Source organism: Xanthocytophaga agilis, from assembly GCF_030068605.1.
Lineage (GTDB): Bacteria > Bacteroidota > Bacteroidia > Cytophagales > 172606-1 > Xanthocytophaga > Xanthocytophaga agilis.
Map to the genome: position 1 here is coordinate 744044 of NZ_JASJOU010000002.1, position 20445 is coordinate 764488.

17 protein-coding genes are annotated in these 20445 nt (G+C 38.3%); 10 read left to right on the forward strand and 7 right to left on the reverse strand.

Going from position 1 to position 20445, the window contains the following annotated elements:
- Positions 1–58 precede the first annotated feature (58 nt).
- Together mgtE and rsmA are read right to left on the reverse strand one after the other, a co-directional pair.
- On the reverse strand, positions 59–1417 hold the full coding sequence (mgtE, locus tag QNI22_RS09990; RefSeq protein WP_314510483.1) for a magnesium transporter: 1359 nt from the start codon (positions 1415–1417) through the stop codon (positions 59–61).
- Positions 1418–1684: 267 nt separating this feature from the next.
- Complete coding sequence (gene rsmA, locus QNI22_RS09995) at positions 1685–2464, reverse strand: 16S rRNA (adenine(1518)-N(6)/adenine(1519)-N(6))-dimethyltransferase RsmA (protein ID WP_314510581.1); 780 nt, start codon at positions 2462–2464, stop codon at positions 1685–1687.
- A gap of 189 nt (positions 2465–2653) precedes the next feature.
- On the opposite strand from rsmA, the gene pdxA reads away from it, so the two are divergent.
- Both pdxA and QNI22_RS10005 read left to right on the forward strand, forming a co-directional pair.
- Positions 2654–3697 (forward strand): 4-hydroxythreonine-4-phosphate dehydrogenase PdxA, encoded by a 1044-nt coding sequence (gene pdxA, locus QNI22_RS10000; protein WP_314510485.1) that lies wholly within the window; start codon positions 2654–2656, stop codon positions 3695–3697.
- A gap of 100 nt (positions 3698–3797) precedes the next feature.
- The gene (locus tag QNI22_RS10005) at positions 3798–4694 is read left to right on the forward strand and encodes an aldo/keto reductase (RefSeq protein ID WP_314510486.1); all 897 of its coding nucleotides are present in this window, start codon (positions 3798–3800) and stop codon (positions 4692–4694) included.
- Positions 4695–4704: 10 nt separating this feature from the next.
- On the opposite strand, the gene QNI22_RS10010 is transcribed toward QNI22_RS10005, so the two are convergent.
- From QNI22_RS10010 to QNI22_RS10025, 4 genes are all read right to left on the reverse strand, one after another.
- On the reverse strand, positions 4705–5172 hold the full coding sequence (locus QNI22_RS10010; RefSeq protein ID WP_313975607.1) for a DUF2452 domain-containing protein: 468 nt from the start codon (positions 5170–5172) through the stop codon (positions 4705–4707).
- A 97-nt stretch (positions 5173–5269) separates the two neighbouring features.
- Positions 5270–6592, reverse strand: a complete 1323-nt coding sequence (locus tag QNI22_RS10015) for a glycerate kinase type-2 family protein (protein ID WP_314510487.1) — start codon at positions 6590–6592, stop codon at positions 5270–5272.
- Positions 6593–6654: 62 nt separating this feature from the next.
- The gene (locus tag QNI22_RS10020) at positions 6655–7251 is read right to left on the reverse strand and encodes a hypothetical protein (protein ID WP_314510488.1); all 597 of its coding nucleotides are present in this window, start codon (positions 7249–7251) and stop codon (positions 6655–6657) included.
- A 158-nt stretch (positions 7252–7409) separates the two neighbouring features.
- Positions 7410–7976 carry an outer membrane beta-barrel protein gene (locus QNI22_RS10025; RefSeq protein ID WP_314510489.1) on the reverse strand — a complete coding sequence of 189 codons (567 nt, stop codon included), beginning with the start codon at positions 7974–7976 and terminating at the stop codon, positions 7410–7412.
- A gap of 128 nt (positions 7977–8104) precedes the next feature.
- On the opposite strand from QNI22_RS10025, the gene QNI22_RS10030 reads away from it, so the two are divergent.
- Positions 8105–8872, forward strand: a complete 768-nt coding sequence (locus QNI22_RS10030) for a class I SAM-dependent methyltransferase (protein WP_314510490.1) — start codon at positions 8105–8107, stop codon at positions 8870–8872.
- 68 nt (positions 8873–8940) lie between these two features.
- Here the strand turns inward: QNI22_RS10030 and guaA are convergent, their stop codons facing one another.
- Positions 8941–10464: a glutamine-hydrolyzing GMP synthase gene (gene guaA, locus QNI22_RS10035; protein WP_314510491.1), complete on the reverse strand. Its 1524-nt coding sequence runs from the start codon at positions 10462–10464 to the stop codon at positions 8941–8943.
- Positions 10465–10598: 134 nt separating this feature from the next.
- Between guaA and QNI22_RS10040 the strand changes: the two genes are divergently transcribed.
- The 7 genes from QNI22_RS10040 (at position 10599) to QNI22_RS10070 (ending at position 20427) form a co-directional block, all read left to right on the forward strand.
- A complete protein-coding gene (locus tag QNI22_RS10040) occupies positions 10599–11243 on the forward strand; it encodes a DUF3575 domain-containing protein (RefSeq protein ID WP_314510492.1) in 645 nt (214 codons plus the stop codon).
- Between the two features lie 142 nt (positions 11244–11385).
- Positions 11386–12816 (forward strand): M16 family metallopeptidase, encoded by a 1431-nt coding sequence (locus tag QNI22_RS10045; protein ID WP_314510493.1) that lies wholly within the window; start codon positions 11386–11388, stop codon positions 12814–12816.
- Between the two features lie 62 nt (positions 12817–12878).
- Positions 12879–14954, forward strand: a complete 2076-nt coding sequence (locus tag QNI22_RS10050; RefSeq protein ID WP_314510494.1) for a M16 family metallopeptidase — start codon at positions 12879–12881, stop codon at positions 14952–14954.
- Between the two features lie 255 nt (positions 14955–15209).
- Positions 15210–15938, forward strand: coding sequence for a peptidylprolyl isomerase (locus QNI22_RS10055; protein ID WP_314510495.1), 729 nt, complete (start codon positions 15210–15212; stop codon positions 15936–15938).
- Between the two features lie 616 nt (positions 15939–16554).
- Complete coding sequence (locus tag QNI22_RS10060; protein WP_314510496.1) at positions 16555–19155, forward strand: T9SS type A sorting domain-containing protein; 2601 nt, start codon at positions 16555–16557, stop codon at positions 19153–19155.
- 68 nt (positions 19156–19223) lie between these two features.
- On the forward strand, positions 19224–19769 hold the full coding sequence (locus QNI22_RS10065) for a 3'-5' exoribonuclease domain-containing protein (RefSeq protein ID WP_314510497.1): 546 nt from the start codon (positions 19224–19226) through the stop codon (positions 19767–19769).
- Positions 19770–19881: 112 nt separating this feature from the next.
- Positions 19882–20427, forward strand: a complete 546-nt coding sequence (locus tag QNI22_RS10070; RefSeq protein ID WP_314510498.1) for an RNA polymerase sigma factor — start codon at positions 19882–19884, stop codon at positions 20425–20427.
- The last annotated feature ends 18 nt before the right edge of the window (positions 20428–20445 follow it).

Consider the following 20445-nt stretch of genomic DNA (forward strand, 5'->3'; position numbering starts at 1 on the left):
TAAAAAACCCTCTAGGTAGAGGGTTATAAAGATTTCATCTCTTGTATTGAAATACTCTCTACAAACTATATAACAACTTTGCAGTAAAGAAATATACAGTTAACCCCAGCAAGTCATTTGCTGTTGTAATAAAAGGCCCAGAAGCAACAGCAGGATTCACACCAAATCTATCCAGTACCAACGGAGTTACTGTTCCCATAAATGAGGCCAGCAGTACAACCGCTAAAATAGAAATTGAAACTACAATAGATAATTTCAGATCACGGGTAGCACCATAAATGACCAGAAATAAAACCATAGACAACAAAGCGCCATTCAGCATCCCAATACTAAACACCTTCAACAAACGTCGAATCACACTCTGCTCAACTACAGATGGACTTGCCAGACTTTGCAAAATGACAGAAGAAGACTGTACACCTACATTTCCACCTGTGCCTGCAATTAGTGTCATAAAATAAGCCAATGCCCCTACTGCCCCCAACACGGGTTTACCTATCATGTCTGTTAGCCAGGCGGCCAGCAATCCTCCTGCCATTCCTATAATCTGCCAGGGCAAGCGAGCCTTTACAGAAGCCCATACTGTATCATCTTCCTCAATACCACCTGACAAACCCGTCATTGCCTGCCGATCCTGTTCTGCCTGTTCGGTAATTACGTCGACAATATCATCGATGGTAATCCGACCTAATAACCGACCATTCACATTCACTACCGGTACAGATTCCAGATCATAACGTTGCATAATATCAGCGACTTCTTCAGCAGATTGGTGAGAATCAACGGATACAACATCATCCTCATAGATATCTGCCACCTTTGTCGATACACGTGACAATACAATTTTTTTCAGTGATACCCTTCCTCTTAATACATTGTTATCGTCTACTACATAAACAGAGTTCACTTTCTCTACTTTCTCTGCTTGCCTTCTGATTTCATCTACCGTCTGTGTTACCGTCCATTTGATATTGGCCTTTACAAGCTCCTTTGCCATTAATCCACCAGCTGTGTCCTCCTCATAATGTAATAGGTCAATAATATATCTTGCTTTTTCCCGATCTTCCAGCAAAGCCAGTACCTCTTCTTTGGTACGGGTTGGCTGCTCATTCAGAATATCGGCTGCATCATCTGAATCCAGATAAGAGATGAACTGTGCAATGGTTTCTGTTGAAAACGCTTTAAGAAAATCTTCCCGCCAGTTTGGAGCCAGATTATTAATTACCTGAGCAGCGGTTTCTTCATCCAGAATGGCTATGATATATTGTGCATATTCATCTGTAGGAAACTCATACAGAAGAGCTGCCATATCTGCCGGATATAACTCGTCCATTGCCTGACGCAAAAAATCATCATCATGTGTTTCTATTGCATCTATCAATAGGTCCAGATAATCTTGCGTCAGTTCAAATGCCATGCAAAGAGAAAGAGATAAGGGTGATAAATGAATAAACCAACAGATTACCCAATGTATTCTGATTCTGTTTTACCATAGTGGTCCTCATGAATCATGCCACATTCAGCAACTATTTTTCGGCTGCAAAATTACAGGAAGATCCATACAAATGATAGTAACACAGAATTTTTTCCAGGTAAAAAAACTATTTTTTGTCTAATTTTTAAGTCTATAAAATTAAGTTTGTGTTAAAAAAATGCAAATAACTCGTATTGATCTGAAGATGGTTTACTGCATAGCACTAAACTGCTGTGTCAGATAAACAAAATCTGCTACAGAAAGTTGTTCGGCACGTTTGTCTAATAAAGGATTTTCCAGTAATTCAGGTGATAGCCCCAGTGGTTTCAGCGAGTTTCGAAGTGTTTTGCGCCGATTATTAAAACCTTGTTTCACCACTTTAAAAAACAGTGCCTCATCGCATTCCAGAGCAGCTACTTCGTTTCGTCTGAGACGAATTACACCTGATTGTACTTTGGGTGGGGGATCAAATACATGAGGAGGAACGGTAAAGAGATACTCAATAGTATAATACGCCTGCAAAAACACACTAAGTATTCCATAATCCTTGTTTCCCGGAGGAGAAGCAATGCGTTGTGCTACCTCTTTTTGCAGCATACAGACTATTTCAGGTACAGAATCTTTGTATTCCAATACCTTAAAAAATATCTGTGAGGAGATATTATAGGGAAAGTTACCAATTAGGGCAAAAGGCTTATTAAAAAGGCTATCCAATCGAAGTTGCAAAAAATCGCCTTCAATAAGTTTTGAAGAAAGAGCAGGATACTTTTTACGCAAAAAAGTTGCTGATTCTCTATCAATCTCACAAAGGTGAAAATCAATGTCCTTCCTTTCTATCAGAAAATCAGTCAAGACGCCTGTTCCAGGTCCTAGCTCCAATACTACCTCATAGTTTTTATGTCCGGTCAGGGCATCTACGATGTTTTTTGCAATGTTGGTATCCAGCAGAAAGTGCTGTCCAAGATGTTTTTTAGGTTTAACGTTCAAAATACAATAGGGGATTTTGTTCTGTTCTATAAAATCATCCCAAAAATACTATACTTTTTTGTCAGAGAAACCTCCTTTCTATAAAATACGTTTCTAAAAACCAAAAAGGCACGTATTTTTGAGGTGTTAAGTTGTACGGTCAAACACGGGCGCTTAAAAGAGGTTATTATTTACACATTTCTTATTGTATTCATGTCTGAACATAAACCTGTTATTGGAATCACACTGGGCGATTTTAATGGAGTTGGACCCGAAGTTACATTAAAGGCACTGGCAGGAGGGCAAATCAGCCGTGTATGTACTCCCGTATTGTATGGGTCTGTCAAAGTTTTGTCACGCTACCGGAAATTACTTAATCTGGAAGAAATTCAGCTTCACTCCATTCGCACTATGGATCAGTTGATTCACAAGCGGGTTAATGTATTCAACTGTTGGGAAGAACATTTGGAAATTGAGCCAGGCAAGGCTACTCCTGAAGCAGGTAACGCGGCTTATCTGGCATTGAAAACAGCAGTTGCAGATTTAAAGAACAATATGCTGGATGCCATTGTAACAGCACCTATTAATAAGCATACGATTCAAAATGATGCTTTTAAATTTCCTGGACACACAGAATATTTTGCTCATGAATTTGGAAGTACAGATAGCCTGATGTTTCTGGTTAGCCCGGAACTGCGTGTAGCTGTAGCAACAGGACACATACCTCTGGAAAAAGTAAAACCTGCTATTACCAAAGATCTTATTACAAAAAAAATAAAATTACTTGAACATTCCCTACGCCAGGATTTTGGTATTGCCAAGCCTAAAATTGCAGTATTGGGTTTGAACCCGCATGCAGGAGAAGATGGCTTACTGGGAATGGAAGAAAAGGAAATCATTGCACCTGTGATTAGTGAATTAAAACACAAAGGAACTTTGGTCTATGGTCCTCTGCCTGCTGATGGATTTTTTGGTACAGGCAATTACCGCAAGTATGATGGCATTTTAGCCATGTATCATGATCAGGGTCTGATTCCATTTAAAACAATTGCATTTGAAAATGGAGTAAACTTCACGGCCGGGCTCTCTATGGTACGCACATCTCCGGATCATGGGACAGCTTATAATATTGCGGGAAAGAATATAGCAGACGAAACGTCTATGCGCGAAGCTATTTATTTAGCATGTGACATAGTAAAAAACCGTAGAGAACATACCCTAACACCCATACAACCTGCACCGCAAAGTCAGCCATAATTGTAACAGGGATCTTTTTCTAAAGATCCCTGTTTTTTAGTATCTGGCTAAAACCGAAATGGCTAGCTCACCTATCCTCTAACATTTTTTTCCTTATACCATGCATTATCAACAGCTTGGAAAATCGGATCTTCGAGTAAGCACACTTAGCTTTGGCTGTATGTCACTCAGTCCTGGTCAATCGGATGCAGATCAGATTCTGCATTATGCTCATGAACAAGGGATCAACTTCTTTGATACTGCGGATTTGTATGATAAGGGAGAAAATGAACGCCTGGTTGGTAAATCGTTAAAAGATAGAAGATCACAGGTATACATTGCAACAAAGGTAGGCAATCAATGGAGACCTGATGGCAGTACCTGGGACTGGAATCCAAGTAAAAACTATATTCTGGAAGCAGTAGAAGAAAGTTTAAAACGTCTGCAAACAGACTATATAGATCTGTATCAGTTGCATGGTGGTATGATAGAAGATCCAATTGATGATACTATTGAAGCATTCGAACAACTGAAACAACAAGGCAAAATACGCCACTACGGCATCTCTTCTATACGTCCCAATGTAATTCGGGAATATGTAAAGCGGTCTTCTATCACTAGTGTCATGATGCAGTATAGTCTTCTTGACCGACGACCAGAAGAGGCCTGCCTGGATTTACTGCACCAACATTCAATTGGTGTATTGGTCAGAGGTAGCCTGGCTAAAGGGTTACTAATTAACAAACCTGCTACTTCTTATTTAAGTTATCAGGCAGATGAAGTAAAAAAAGCAGCGGAAGCAATTCATTCACTAAGTCAGAACAACCGAACAGCCACAGCAGTAGCCTTCCAATTTGCGAAACATCATCCGGCTGTTACTACCGCCGTAACAGGAATTCGGACGATGGACCAGTTAAAAGCCTGTTTACAAGCTCAGAGTGGAGCAAGTCTGACAGAGTCAGAATATAACCAGCTAGCACAATCAGTCAGACCGATTTTTTATGAAGAACATCGCTAATTAAATTAAATCAGCTTGCTTCTTCCGGATTATACTCTACATCCCATGTATGATCAGCCAGCATAGTCACTCTAGCAATATATTTCTGAAAAGGCTTGCTTCTTCCCCACTCTCCAGGTGCTATTAAAGATAGTACATCTGTGTTATCTTTTCGCTGATAGAGATAATATGTTTGTCCTATCAGAGGCTCAAATCCTACAGCTGCTGTATAAATTCGTTCGGATATATCTACTCGCTGTTTGATACGGTTTGCCTGTTCTGCCAACAGCTGCATCTGCTGATAAATTTGTGCCAACTGCAACTCAGTCTGTTGACGCATAGCAGTCACTGCACGACCTTTGATTTTACCTGTATCTTCAGGTTTTATTACTGCACTACCTACTGTATGTGCGAATGGCAGCAAACCAGGGTTTTCAGCCATTTTATCTTTATCAATGTGAATAGAATTTATATCGACAGGTTTTTCTGATGATTCCATAAGTAAGCTAATATCTACGCTGCAAATTTGATATTTTTTGAGATCTCTTTATCCATCCAAAACAGAAATAGTTATGCCTATGACATTATTTTCTCATTCAGGTATGTATCAACACGATAATTAAATCCATTACATTGGTCTGGGTAGGTCCTGTAATGAGATGCCCTCCAACCTGTCGAAAGAAATGATATGAATTATTATTCTTTAGATAAACATTTCCATCAATTCCCAATTCGATGGCCTGAAATAAAGTAGTTGAATCCACTACTGCTCCTGTTGCATCTGTGGGTCCATCTGTCCCATCTGTCCCTGCCGATAACAATGTAATTCCAGCCTGATGCTCTAGTTCAATTGCAGCAGCTAGTGCCAGTTCCTGATTACGGCCACCTAAACCATTGCCAAGAATAGTCACTGTTGTTTCACCTCCCGCTAGTATACAATAGGGTTTGGGTTTACTCTTATCTTTATAAGCTTCTTTCGCATAACTAACTATTGTCTTTGCAACCTCTTTAGCCTCTCCTTTCAACTGCTCTGAATAGATTTCAACAGTATAACCCAACTCTTCTGCTTTCTCTCTGGCAAAAGCAAGAGCCAGATGATTACTACCAATAATATAGTTTGAAACCCTTTCAAAAATCCTGTCGCCAGCTTTGGGAGTTTCCTGATATGTTCCAGCCTTCCCTTCTGTCAGATATATTAACACAGAATCCGGAACTTTGTTTAGCAGCTTGTATTTTTCCAATACTTCCCAGGCATCGGCAAATGTTGTCGGATCAGGAACAGTGGGGCCGGAAGCAATGGTATCCAGCGGATCACCCAGTACATCTGAAAGAATCAGTGTAATCATCTTTGCAGGATAGGCTATTCGGGTTAACTGCCCGCCTTTCACAGTAGATAAGTGCTTTCGCACAGTGTTAATCTCTACAATATCTGCTCCAGACTGCAGTAATAGTTCATTGCATTGCTGTATGTCTGATAATGTACAACCCAAAGGAATATCAGCGAGCAAAGCAGACCCACCGCCTGACAACAATATGATAACCAAATCATTTTCTGTTGCACTTTCTAGAATGGATTTTATGGTTTCAGTTCCTTTCAAACCATTTGCATCTGGAACCGGATGCCCGGCTTCAGTTGTAACTATATATTGTAAGGGAGTAGCATGTCCATATTTAGTAGTTATGGCCCCTCTGGAGATTTTTGCAGCTATTATTTCTTCCATAGCAGCAGCCATTGGAGCACTTGCCTTTCCTGCTCCTATTACATATATATTGTTGAAATCCTGTAGTTCAACAATATCATCTAAGCAATGTAATCTATGTCTATCAATCCTGATAGCTCTCTTTATTAATTGAGCAGGTTCAACAGCCTTTAATGCATACTTAAAAATTGTCTCGGCAACTTGTCTCTGATCTTGCATAGGCAAAAATAAAAAGCCGGATCATTTTATATCCGGCTCAAAAAATTTCTTAAATAACAGAGTTAGATTACTTCCGCCAGGATTAATACAACCCAAACGATAGCACCTACTAATGCAATTGCGCCTAATGTATATATAGCAGGTGCGATGGCAAGTGCACCTATTATTATTAGTCCCAATCCCACAGCACCTATAATAAAAGGAAGCTTATACTCTTCCGGTACACCACCCATCTTCTTACCTTTTAGCTGTTTTTCAGGCGATTTGGCTTGCATCTTTTCAACTTTTTTCAAGACAGCCTTCACCATTGCTTTTTTAGCAAAGCCCATTTTCTGATGCTTTAGCTGTTCACGCAAACTCTGTACATCTACTGGCTTAGTTGCAATTGATACATCAGCTAATAGTTCTTCCTGCTTTTCAGTCTTTGATTGTGCAGCCTTCGTATATATTTCAGAAGCACTAAAAGTTGTTTCTTCCTGTGAAGTTTGAGCACCTGCAACAACTATCTGCTCAGATCCCATTACCTGAGGTTCTTGTTTGATGATAGTAGTTGGATTAGCAGAGGTTTTCTGACTGATGTGGGAACTGGTGCAAGCGGTTGTAGCCAATACTAAAGCAATTACAGCTGGAACTACATGTAAAGAAAAAGATTGCTTCATGGTTTGTTTGAAAATTAGGATGTAGATAATCTAAAGCAAAGTAGCAAAGATTGAACAAATAGATCAACGATCATTTCCTAAAAATCAATACAGAGGAGGCTATAAAAAAATAAAAGCCGGAAAATTTCCGGCTTTTCACTATCAATAAAACAAAATAATTACAATTTAAATGATACCCCTAGTGTAAGAGCACCAAATGCACCTCTACCAACTTCTCCAAATACACCAATTGCAGGATTGAACATATACCGACAACCTAGAATACCACCCAAAACTACCTGACCACTTGAATATCCTGAGTAATAAGCAGAGTTATCACCACTCCAGGAGTACGTTTCATAGCCTAAAGACAGTCCACCATAAATATCCAGTTTTTCGGAATTCATACTTCCATTAAAAGCATCATTTAATACTTCTGTAGCATGGAATACACCTCTACCTCCAAAACCAAAACTTGACCAACGATATTTATAACCAGTATAGTTATAAGAGCGGGAAACAAATCCTAGATAGCCACCCACCGCTATATTATCAGTAACGTTATATTCAATATTTGCAGAAAGTCCCGGAATACCAGTATAAGTACCCGCATACCCGGAATAATAACCTCCAAAAGAGATGCCTGGATTAATTAACAAATCACCTTTTGCGTATTGTGCCTGAGCGGAAAAACTACAAATCAACACCACCAAAAAGGTAGACAAATAAACAAATGTTTTTTTCATAAGTTTGAGTAAATGGGATAATTAAACATGTTCCACTAAATTAGTCGGAACCTTCACAAAAGGTAAACATCTGAAAAAATACTATCTTTGCCAAATAGTTTTATTTCGTTCCGCAAAAAAGCACTTCAGTGAAATACATTATCAGTTTCGTAATTCGTCACATTCCCCGTAAATATCTACAGTTGGTTAGCCATTTTGCTATGAAAATTGTAGCTATATTTTATATTGGCAATAAAGTAGAATGTCCTGTGTGTGAGAGTCATTTTCGAAAATTTTTACCATATGGACGGACCAATCCACGGGAGAATGCCTTATGTCCCAGTTGTTTGGCTCTGGAAAGGCATAGACTTATGTGGTTGTATCTGCAACGACAAACAAATTTCTTTAAGACACCCCAAAAATTATTGCATGTAGCACCAGAACATTGCTTCATTAATCGGTTTGAATCAATGAAAAATCTAGATTACATTACTGCCGATATTGAGTCTCCTTTAGCAAAAGTCAAAATGGATATACACCAGATTCCTTTTGATGCCAATACATTTGATGTAGCTTTTTGCAATCATGTGATGGAACATGTTGATAACGATATTCAGGCCATGAGTGAATTGCATCGGGTATTAAAACCGGGCGGATGGGCTATTATTCAGAGTCCTATGGATACTACACGTGCTACTACGCTGGAAGATCCAGCAATCAATACACCTGCAGATCGTGAAAAATATTACTGGCAGGATGATCATCAGCGCCTATATGGCCTTGACTATGCACAGCGGCTGACAAAAGCAGGCTTTGTTGTAAAAGAAGATCGTTTCGTAATGGATTTGCCTAAAGATCAGGTAGGCCGGTATGCATTACCAAAGGACGAAATCATTTACCTCTGTCAGAAGCAATAAGTAAATTCATATATCATAATAAAAAATGCGCGGTCCCTACGCGCATTTTTTATTATATTATGTAAATCCTATTCCCATTCAATAGTAGCAGGTGGCTTGGAAGATATATCATATACAACCCGGTTCACACCTTTTACTTTATTAATGATTTCATTGGAAACATCTGCCAGAAACTCATAAGGTAAATGCGCCCAGTCTGCAGTCATACCATCCACACTCGTTACGGCACGTAATGCTACTGCATTTTCATAGGTACGTTCATCCCCCATCACACCCACAGATTGCACAGGCAACAAGATAGCGCCAGCCTGCCATACAGAATCGTACAGATTATGTTTTTTCAGGCCATTGATAAATATAGAATCCACATCCTGTAATACCTGTACTTTTTCGGCAGTAATATCTCCCAGAATACGGATACCTAACCCAGGACCAGGGAATGGATGACGGTTCAAAATATTAGTTGGAATATTTATTTGACGCCCTACTTCACGCACTTCATCTTTAAATAAGGCATTCAATGGCTCTACAATCTTCAGCTTCATCTTTTCCGGTAAGCCTCCTACATTATGGTGCGACTTAATGGTTACAGATGGCCCTTTTACCGATACAGACTCAATAACATCTGGATAGATGGTCCCCTGTCCCAACCATTTTACATCCTGAATTTTATGTGCTTCTGCATCAAATATCTCTATAAATGTACGTCCAATTGCTTTGCGTTTTGCTTCTGGATCTGTCAAACCGCTTAGTGCTGCATAAAATTCTTTTTTAGCATCTACACCAATCACATTCAGGCCCAGATCCTGATAGGAATGTAATACTTCTTCAAACTCATTTTTTCTCAATAATCCATTATCCACAAAAATACAATATAGATTCTGACCAATTGCCTTGTGAATCAATGTTGCTGCTACACTGGAATCTACCCCACCAGAAAGTCCCATCACAACTTTATCATTTCCCAACTTCTCTTTCAAACTTTGTACTGTACTCTCGGCAAAAGCAGCAGAAGTCCAGTCTTGCTTACAACCACAAATATCTACAACAAAGTTTTTCAGAATAGTTTTTCCTTCCAGTGAGTGAGTTACTTCCGGGTGAAACTGAATCCCATAAGTTTGTTGTCCATCAACCTGAAACGCAGCTACTGTAACGGTTTCAGTATTGGCAATTAGTTTAAAATGGGAAGGTACTTGTGTAATTGTATCACCATGACTCATCCATACCTGAGAATGCTCAGAAACTCCATTAAAGAGAGGAGATACCGTATGACTTGCCAAATGGGCACGTCCATATTCACGTGTACGGGAAGGTTCTACACTACCACCCTGCTGCCAGGCCATCAGTTGTGCACCATAGCACACTCCTAATACAGGAATCTGTCCCAGTAAAGATGTCAGATCAGGATTAGGGGCTTCACTATCGCGGACAGAACAGGGGCTCCCCGATAAGATAACACCTTTAATATCAGGAGTAAGAGCAGGTATGTGATGAAACGGGTGGATTTCGCAGTAAACGTTGAGTTCGCGCACCCGGCGGGCTATCAATTGGGTATATTGCGAGCCGAAGTCAAGAATAAGAATTTGTTCCATGCGCAAAGTTATATCATGGGAAAATAGTTTCAAAAAAAATTTAAAAACCGCTGACTTTGAAAAAAGAAAATATGGCACAAACTTTGTCAACCCATTGGTCTATAGTAATATTACACTACATCATTCTAAACTCTATGAAAAAACTTTTCGTATTTGCATTCACACTTGTTGTGCTATCCTTCACTCAGAACCTATTTGCTCAACGTCGCGGATATTCCAGCAGTGCAAGTTCTGATAACCCTCAAAATCTCATAAAAATAAATCCGCTTAGCTTGTTCACCACAACTGGTTCTGTTTTTTATGAACATGTACTGTCAGAAAACACCAGTATGGTCCTCAACCTGCAATATACTCTTCCCCGAAAAGCAAGCATTTTTGGAACAGATATATTAGGCGAAAACGGTAAACTAAATCGATTTGCCGTAGCTCCTGAGTTTCGTTATTATCCTAGCGGAACCGCTCCAACCGGATTCTATGTTGGCCCATTTGCACGATATGTAAACTTCTCAGCTAAAGGTGATATTACGAAAGAGATCAATGGAGAACAACGTACTATTCATGGAAAACTCACACAACAAACTTTTAGTCTGGGTTGTGTGATTGGTGGACAGTGGCTTTTTAGTGATCATATATCACTTGATGCCTATATTGGACCTTACTTCAGTTTAGGACATTTATCTGTGACTCAAGACCTGACAGAAGATGATTATAATGTTCCTGCTTCTATCAATTTTCCGGTCTGGTTCCGGACAGGATTGACTGTCGGTTACGCATTCTAAGTATAACATTTTATAATTTAGATAAAGGCTATTCGGATAACAATGAACCGGATAGCCTTTTTATTTTATCTGCCAAAAAGTAATACTCTATTTTTTAGTTAAAATTGCAGATCTAATTTAAATTCATACATCACTTACTCCTATGCAAAAAACACTTCTGCTGTTTGTGAGTTTCTGTTTGTCCTTCCTTGTACATGGACAACAAACCCGAATCAATTTCACAGAATACGAACTACCTAACGGATTAAAAGTTATCCTTCATCAGGACAATACCACACCCATCATTGCGGTAACAGTTATGTATCATGTGGGTAGCAAGAATGAAGATACCAAACGTACTGGCTTTGCCCATTTCTTTGAGCATTTGCTATTTGAAGGCTCTCAAAACATTGGACGAGGTGAATATGCCAAGATTGTAGAAGGAGCAGGTGGAGAACTCAACGCTAATACAACATTTGACAGAACTTTTTACTATGAAGTATTGCCTTCCAATCAACTAGATTTGGGTCTGTACCTGGAATCAGAACGAATGCTCCATGCACGCATTGATCAGGAAGGAGTAAATACACAGCGAAATGTGATCAAGGAAGAGATGAAGCAAACACGGGATAACCGACCTTATGGAAGAGTACTATCAGAAACAATGAATCGTGCCTTTAAGGTACATCCCTATAAGACAGATGTCATAGGTACAGCAGAACACCTGGACGCAGCTAGTCTGGATGAATTTATTGCTTTTTATAAACAGTTTTATGTACCTAACAACGCAATTTTGTCCATTGCAGGAGATATTGACATTGAAAAAACCAAACAGTCTATTGCTAAGTATTTTTCAGAAATCCCTAAAGGTACACAACCCATATTTCGTCCGGAAGCTAATGAGCCACCTCAGGTAGCAGAGATTCGTGACAACTTTTACGATAATGTGACACTACCGGCTGTTATTCAGGCTTACCGCATTCCAGCTCAGGGAACAGAAGATTATTATGCCCTTAACTTACTCACTTCTCTATTATCAGGTGGTGAAAGTTCGCGTTTTACCAAAGAAATTAAAGACAAACAGCAAAAAGCGTTGTATGTAGGCTCATTTCCATTAGCACTGGAACATCCAGGGATCTTTATTGCATTTGGTATTGCTAATATGGGAGTTAAACCAGAAGATCTGGAAACCTCAATGAATACAGAGATCACAAAAGTACAAAATGAGCCTATTAGTGATCTGGAATTTCAAAAACTTAAAAATCAGATAGAGTCTGAATTTGTAAACCGGAATGGATCTGTAACAGGTATTGCTGAAAATCTGGCGAACTATGAGATGTATTTTGGTGATGCCAATCTTATTAACTCAGAAATAGACCGATATAACAAAGTCACAAAAGAGGATATCCAGCGTGTAGCCAAAAAATATCTGACAAAAGAAAATCGGGTTTCTTTGTATTATCTACCTAACGCATCCAAGCCAGCTCCTCAGGTAGCTCCAGAACCAAAAACAGAATCGCCTGTCCCTTCTCAGGCACAAACACCGGAAAAATCAGCCAAAGAAACCAAGAAGAAAAAGAAAAAAGGAAACTAAAGGGTGCATTCGTTCTCTTACACAACCTACCAATCATTATTGTTTACACTCTACCTTCAGATATGAAAAAGTTATTCATTCTTTTCTATATATGCCTAAGCAGTCTAACTACGTTTGCCCAGTTGGATCGCAGTAAACGGCCTGCACCGGGCCCTGCGCCAGTAATTCGTTTGGGTAAATATGAGTCGTTTCAGTTAGCTAATGGTTTAAAAATATTTGTGGTAACCAACAAGAAACTACCACGTATAGCAGTCAATCTGATCCTTGATTATATCCCACCTCTCGAAAAGGAAGTAACAGGATTGGGGGATATAACAGGGCAGATGTTACGTACAGGCACTCAATCCCGTACAAAAGACCAGATTGATGAACAGATCGATTTTCTAGGAGCCACCTTATATACTTCTTCATCAGGAGCTTACGGCAGCAGCCTGAAAAAGCATCAGGACAAACTGATGGAGATTATGGCAGACCTGTTGCTTCATCCATCCTTTAAACAAGAAGAGTTGGATAAAATCAAAACAGAAAAGAAAAATGAGTTGTCACTTTCCAAAGACGAGCCAGAGTCTATTCTTCAACAGGTGCAAAGTGTAGTCTTATATGGAAAAGAACATCCTTATGGAGAAATCACCACAGAAAAAAGTATTGATGCTATCACACTTGACAAAATCAATACTTACTACGCCACCTATTTCAAACCTAATCTTGGATATATGGCATTTGTCGGAGATATTACATTAGCAGAAGCTAAAGCCTTAACTGAAAAATACTTTTCAACCTGGAAACAAGGCACTGTACCTACTCCAACTTATATACAACCCAAAGTACCTGCTAAAACAAAAGTAATAGTAGTTAATAAGCCTGAGGCTGTACAAACCGTTCTTAGTATTGCCTATCCGATTGATTTTAAGCCAGGCCCACCCGATGCAATCAGAGCTTCTATCACTAACGATATTTTAGGTTATGGTGGATTTTCAGGACGGCTCTTTCAGAACTTGCGTGAAAAACATGGGTATACCTATGGCGCTTATTCTTCCTTACAGAATGATAGGTTAGTGGGTTCCTTTAGTGCAGGTGGGAACATAAAAACCAACGTCATTGATAGTGCAATCACAGAGATATTGAGTGAGATGCACAAAATAAGAGATGTTGTAGTAACAGATGCAGAACTGAAACAAACTAAGAATATCCGAAATGGTATTTTTGTGCAGTCATTGGAGGATCCACAAACTATTGCCCGGTTTGCTTTGAATACAGCTCGTTACAAATTACCAGCGGACTATTATTCAAATTATCTAAAAAATATCGAAGCTGTAAAAATCCCAGACATACAGACAATGGCTAAGAAATATATTCTGCCAGATAATGCCTATATTATTGTAGTGGGTAATACAAGCGAGTTCGAAGCAAAGCTACAGCAGTTTGGAGAGATTATACATTATGATGCAGAAGGCAATAAGATAGAAGCATCATCCTCCAGTTCCAGTATTCCGGCAGACCTAACTGCAGATAAAGTCATTGGAAATTATATAAATGCTATAGGAGGTAAAGAAAAGTTGATCAAAATACGTGATGTTAGCACTAGTATGAGTGCCAAAGTCCAGGGAATGGAAGTGACAGGGATACGTCAACAAAAAACACCCAACAAACTTAAGATGAGCATGAAAATAGCAAGTATGGGAATGGAAGTACTAAAAATTGTTTCCAATGGAAATAAAGCTACCTTCTCTGCTATGGGCAATACACAGGAGTTAACAGGAAAAGAACTGGAATCTACCAAAGCCATGAACACTCTTTTCCCAGAGTTATATTATGATCAGATTGGAGTTACAAGAACACTGAAAGGAATAGAAAAAGTTAATGGATCAGATACCTACGTTATCGAACTTACCTTACCAGGAGGAAGTAAAACAACGGAATACTTTGAGATAAACACAGGTTTAAAGGTCAGACAAATTCTTGTTGGCGAATCCAATGGTCAGACAGTTACACAGACAACAAACTTTGGTGATTACAGAGAAGTTTCTGGTGTGAAGTTTCCTTATTTATTAAGTACATCCTTTGGCCCACAGGTTGTAGATCTGAAAGTAACATCTATTGAACTAAACAAAGGCTTGGGTGACGAAGTATTTGAATAAAGAGAGTATAGTAAATTCATCAAAACAAAAGCCCATTTGAATTATATCAAATGGGCTTTTTATATAAATCGTATTTATTATTTTTTGCCACCACCGAATACTACCCTAGCTCTCAAAGAGAAGTAGTTACAGTTGAAGTCAGAAAAACTATTCAGTAATTAGGTTAATATGTAATCTGATTTTCAATATATTCTTTATTGAAGATTGATAATCTGTCATTTTTACATTTGTTTTGCTCTTAACTACTAATGATATATGAATTGTCCTTTGAAACTTTCATTCTGTATTCAATTATTGGTGATATCCTTTTTTGGAGTTCTGCTATCTTGTGAAACCAAGCAAGTACAGGAAACAGAAACAGACCCTGCCAAAATTCGTATTACAAAACACAATGTTAAGCAGGTATTAAAGCAATATGGTGAAGAACATAAGGATTCCATCATTAGTATTGAAACTCCCTATGGCATTATTAAAGCAGCGTTATATACTAAAACACCACTTCACAGAGCAAGCTTCATACGTCTGATTAACAAAGGCTATTTTGACTCAGCGGACTTTTATCGTATAGTTCCAGCTATGGTTATTCAGGGAGGACATCTGGATAAGAGACGTATGGGACTTGAGAACTATGAAATACCTCACGAAATAGACCCTCGGTGGTTTCACAAACGTGGAGCATTAGCAATGGCACATCGTGATGAATCAGAAGGATCTTCTCCATATGATTTTTACATTGTGCAAGGATCTGTATTTCGGGAAGATAGTGTACGCAGCATCAATAAAGATACTGGTTATCCATTGCTATTGAAACAATTGAAGACTTATACAACTATTGGTGGTGTCCCCCATCTTGATTATCACTATACTGTTTTTGGAGAAGTAATAGAAGGCTTAAATCTGGTAGACAGTATAGCAGCAGAACCATTGGAAGAAAATACTGAACATCCCAAAAACAGAATTCCTATTAAAATAACCATACCCTAGCTTTATGTTATAGATAAAGTATTTACTTTGATTATCAATTCCATAAAACATAGCCATCCATAAGGTCTTTATGTAAGTAATATAGGTTAAACTCTATAAGCACTGCGAGTTCTCGCATTTGGCGCACTACTTGCTCCATTTCTTAGACATTATGCTCTTATACTATTCAGTCTTCTTTAAGTGCAAATTTCAGGGTTACATAGATAGTTTTTTGTTCTCACTTCTTTGATATTTTTTAGATGTTTTTTGAATACACTTTCTTTATTTCTGCTTTATTCATGCATAGTAATGAAATAAAAATTACTTAATTCCAAGTTTCAAAAATCATTCTTCCTTACTCAAAAATCATCGACAGTTTTCCTGCATTCATCACCTAAAACCCTTTCAATAGTCGATTAGACCTTGTATTTCTTCAAATTATAGAGTTACACTCTACATGTGCTTCGTATATATAGATAAAAATGTTACGTCGATAGCGTATTAAAACCAAATGTAAATTAAAGTATCAAAAAGAGTTTTCTTTGTATTTCTTACATCCGTTATGTTTTCAGCTATCTTGTACCACTCACATTAGATTATATCTCTTTTTTTGCGTATTCAGTAATTGTATAGCATTATGCCTTATTCTCCAACTAGTATCCTCAAAATCAATACAGTATTAATTATACTATTATTAGCAAGCAGTTGGGTTGCCAAGGGACAAAGCTGTACGAGTGGTTGTACAATCACAATTAATGGAAGTAATTCTGCTACCTCAAATGGGGATATAATTCTAAATTCAGGAACTTTATGTATTACTGCTTCCACTTCTCGTAATATATATATTACAGGTAATAATACAACCATTTGTATAGCTTCTGGGGTTACGATCAGTTCTAATACTATCTATTTTGGCAATAACATAAATAACCCAATCATAAATAACTATGGCACACTTGCCAATAGTTCTACATTAAATTTTGGTAGTGGAGTAAGGTTATTAGTATTTTTTAATTACAATACAGGTACAATCAATGCTACTCTAGCTAATCCAACCACAGGCACTTTTCCAGCAAATTCCGGAATCAGCAACACAGGTGTTTGGAACAGCCCAATAAACTTAACTATTCCAAGTGGAGGTATCGCTGTCACGAATAATAATACGTGGACAGGAGCTTTCAATACACCAATTGTCACAGGGAGTACGATTACAAATAATAATATGTGGAGTGGTGGACTTATTGGTGGAGTAACAGGAGGAACAATTACGAATAATGGTACTTGGTCAGGATCGATAGGCGATATTAGTGGGGGAACAATTACCAACAATAGCGGAAAAACCTGGAATGGTACCATCAGTGGCAATAATTCAGGAGGAGCTATTACAAACAATGGTACTTGGAATGGAGCTATTTCTGGTCAGATATCAGGTACAGCCTCTATTACCAATAATGGTACATGGAGTAATTGGAACACAATTAGTGGAGCTATATCAGGAGGTAGTATTACGAATAATGGTACTTGGAATGTCCCAATGACTGGTGCTATCAGTGGAGGAACTATTACAAACAATAGCGGAAAGACCTGGACTGGTAGTATTAGTGGAGATATATCAGGAGGAAATATTACAAATAATGGTACTTGGGCCAATACTATTACGGGTGGTATTAGTGGAGGTACTATTACGAATAGCAGTGGAGCGACATGGAGTGGTAATCTTGATACTAATCCTATTACAGGTGGAGCTATAATCAATAATGGTACATGGACAGGGACAATGAGTAAACCACGTTCAGGAGGTGCTCTCACTAACAATAATATCTGGAATGGCATTACTAATGGAGATATATCGGGCAACGCCTCTATTACAAATAATGGAACATGGAACGGAGCTTACAATACATCAATAAATGGTTCGGGTGTAGTAGTTAACAATAACGGGACATGGTCTTCTACTGCCAGAATTGATAACTTCAGTGGAGGAACCTTTAATAATAATAATGGAGCGACATTTCAACCCAATCAAAACTTTATACTATCAGGTTCAGCTATCTTCAATAATAATAGTGGTAGTACATTCAGGCCTTCATCTCTCCAAATAGATGGAACCAGTACAATCAATAATTACAGTTCAATCACCAATACTCCTGTTACAGTAAATAGTGGAACATTTAATAATACAAGTTCAGGTACCTTCACAGGAACTCTCAACAGCAATGGCGGTACTTACAATAATGCAGGCACTACCACTGTAACAAATAATATTGATATATCAGGGGCTATTAACTCTACAGCTGGAGGTACACTTACGTTTAATGGCAATGTCACTGCAAATGGCCCCTTAACAGCAACAGGAAGTAAAGTAACTATTAACGGAAACTTCACAAATAATAATACCATAAGTCTTACAAATGCAGAGCTTAATGTAACAGGTAACTACACTAATCAAGGAACATTAAATCTCTCTGGCTCATTAGTAAAAGTAAGTGGTAATTTTAGCAATTCCGCCACTGTCAGAAATACAAATCCTGTCACCTGTTCTAAAGTAGCACCATCAGGCAATGCGACAAACACAGGTACATTTGGGACTAGTAACAGTGCAACTGTTGACATCTGCCGTGGGGGAGCGAGTTCCTTTAACTCTAATAGTGGTACCGTTAATGCTACTGTATGTACATGTTCTGTCAATCCATTGCCTGTAACTTTCATTAGTTTTTCAGGGACAGTAGTCAATGGTACTGTAGTATTAACATGGTCAACAGTTTCAGAAGAAAATAATAAGTCCTTTGTCATTGAACGTTCATCAGATGGCAAAACATTTGAAGCGATTGCAGAAGTAGCAGGAAACGGTACTACTAACCAGATATCAGCATACGAATTAGTAGACTCGAATCCTTTAAATGGCCAGAATTATTATAGAATCAAACAGGTCGATTATGATAATACTGAGTCTTACTATAGTAAAGTGGTATCAGTATCAATTCAATCAGTTGTCCAACAACTTGTACTGGCTCCGAATCCTGTCAATTCAGATAAGGTTACTTTACTCCTATCGGACAATTCAGATAAACTTACTGTTACAATTATTGATATGAAGGGAGCAATTCTTTCAGTGCAAAAATATACTGATCCCCAATCTGAAAACGAAGTAGATATTCAGAAGCTGGTCAAAGGGGTATATCTAGTACAGGTTCAGACAGGAACCACAGTCAAAACGCTAAGACTTGTTAAACTCTAACACATAAATATATCAGATAAACGCCTGAGGTAAAATCTCAGGCGTTTTCTTTTATAAAAGTACTATCTTTGAATATAACATTAAATGCAGAAGCGATGACCTATATTATGGTAGACATAGAGAGTGATGGCCCTATTCCGGGTGATTACTCTATGATTTCATTTGGAGCAGTAGTTGTTGATGAATTACTGAATAAAACTTTTTATGGACAATTACGTCCTATTTCAGATAAGTTTATTCCAGAAGCTCTTACTGTATCCGGACATACCCGTCAGGAAACGCTGACGTTTCCGGAAGCCAAACAAGTGATGACAGATTTTTCTCATTGGATTAAAGAAAACACAACAGACCGCGCCATCTTTATCAGTGATAACAATGGATTTGACTGGATGTTTATCTGCTGGTATTTCCATCATTTTCTAGGCAACAACCCTTTTGGTTTTAGTTCTCAGAATTTGGGAAGTTTATACAAAGGCCTTGAGAAAGACACATTCAAGAACTTTAAGCATCTCCGTAAAACTACTCACACTCATCATCCGGTAGATGATGCAAAAGGAAACGCAGAAGCATTGCTAACTATGAAGAAAAATATGGGACTCAAAATCAAATTTTAAATCCCATACCTTATTCAGTGCCTTATATTCATTTTCATTTAACAATAAGTTAACTTATTGGCCCCATCAGATAGATTTGTAAGTTTTATCTTTGCTCCTCTTGATGAGGTGTATGAGCAATGTTGAAAACGAAACAATAATCTGGTCTCAACTACGAAAAGCAGATCCGGAAGCATTCCAGATCCTGTATGACAAATACTGGACTCCGCTTTTCTTATATGCCTACCGTACCCTCAACAACAAACAAGAAGCTCAGGATATTCTTCAGCTTTTCTTTAGCGACCTCTGGGAAAAATCAACCACTCTGCCTTTTGTAACAGACTTAAGATACTACCTATTTAGAGGGCTGAAAAATCGTATTCTGAATTCCATTCGGGATAAACAGATTGAAGAAAAACAGATTGCAGCATTTTATGAAGTTCTGGATGAAACAGATACTATTCCAGACGATCCCATTAATGATATCACATTTAAAGACAAAATCCTTCCCTTACTGGAAATACTCCCTCCCCGTATGCAGCAAGTACTGCAAATGCACTATCTGCAAGGACTATCTGTAACTGATATCGCAGACGAACTAGGTTCTGCTCCTCAAACTATCCGAAATCAATTGAATATCGCATTAAAACGTCTTCGAGAAAAACTGGTTGTCAGATAAAGCTCCTATACTTGTTAT

What these genes read in the sequence shown, in the direction of transcription:
- mgtE (WP_314510483.1), bottom strand. Translation starts at nt 1,417, where the DNA reads ATGGCATTTGAACTGACGCAAGATTATCTGGACCTATTGATAGATGCA.
- pdxA (WP_314510485.1), top strand. Translation starts at nt 2,654, where the DNA reads ATGTCTGAACATAAACCTGTTATTGGAATCACACTGGGCGATTTTAAT.
- QNI22_RS10005 (WP_314510486.1), top strand. Translation starts at nt 3,798, where the DNA reads ATGCATTATCAACAGCTTGGAAAATCGGATCTTCGAGTAAGCACACTT.
- QNI22_RS10010 (WP_313975607.1), bottom strand. Translation starts at nt 5,172, where the DNA reads ATGGAATCATCAGAAAAACCTGTCGATATAAATTCTATTCACATTGAT.
- QNI22_RS10015 (WP_314510487.1), bottom strand. Translation starts at nt 6,592, where the DNA reads ATGCAAGATCAGAGACAAGTTGCCGAGACAATTTTTAAGTATGCATTA.
- QNI22_RS10020 (WP_314510488.1), bottom strand. Translation starts at nt 7,251, where the DNA reads ATGAAGCAATCTTTTTCTTTACATGTAGTTCCAGCTGTAATTGCTTTA.
- QNI22_RS10025 (WP_314510489.1), bottom strand. Translation starts at nt 7,976, where the DNA reads ATGAAAAAAACATTTGTTTATTTGTCTACCTTTTTGGTGGTGTTGATT.
- guaA (WP_314510491.1), bottom strand. Translation starts at nt 10,464, where the DNA reads ATGGAACAAATTCTTATTCTTGACTTCGGCTCGCAATATACCCAATTG.
- QNI22_RS10040 (WP_314510492.1), top strand. Translation starts at nt 10,599, where the DNA reads ATGAAAAAACTTTTCGTATTTGCATTCACACTTGTTGTGCTATCCTTC.
- QNI22_RS10045 (WP_314510493.1), top strand. Translation starts at nt 11,386, where the DNA reads ATGCAAAAAACACTTCTGCTGTTTGTGAGTTTCTGTTTGTCCTTCCTT.
- QNI22_RS10050 (WP_314510494.1), top strand. Translation starts at nt 12,879, where the DNA reads ATGAAAAAGTTATTCATTCTTTTCTATATATGCCTAAGCAGTCTAACT.
- QNI22_RS10055 (WP_314510495.1), top strand. Translation starts at nt 15,210, where the DNA reads ATGAATTGTCCTTTGAAACTTTCATTCTGTATTCAATTATTGGTGATA.
- QNI22_RS10060 (WP_314510496.1), top strand. Translation starts at nt 16,555, where the DNA reads ATGCCTTATTCTCCAACTAGTATCCTCAAAATCAATACAGTATTAATT.
- QNI22_RS10070 (WP_314510498.1), top strand. Translation starts at nt 19,882, where the DNA reads ATGAGCAATGTTGAAAACGAAACAATAATCTGGTCTCAACTACGAAAA.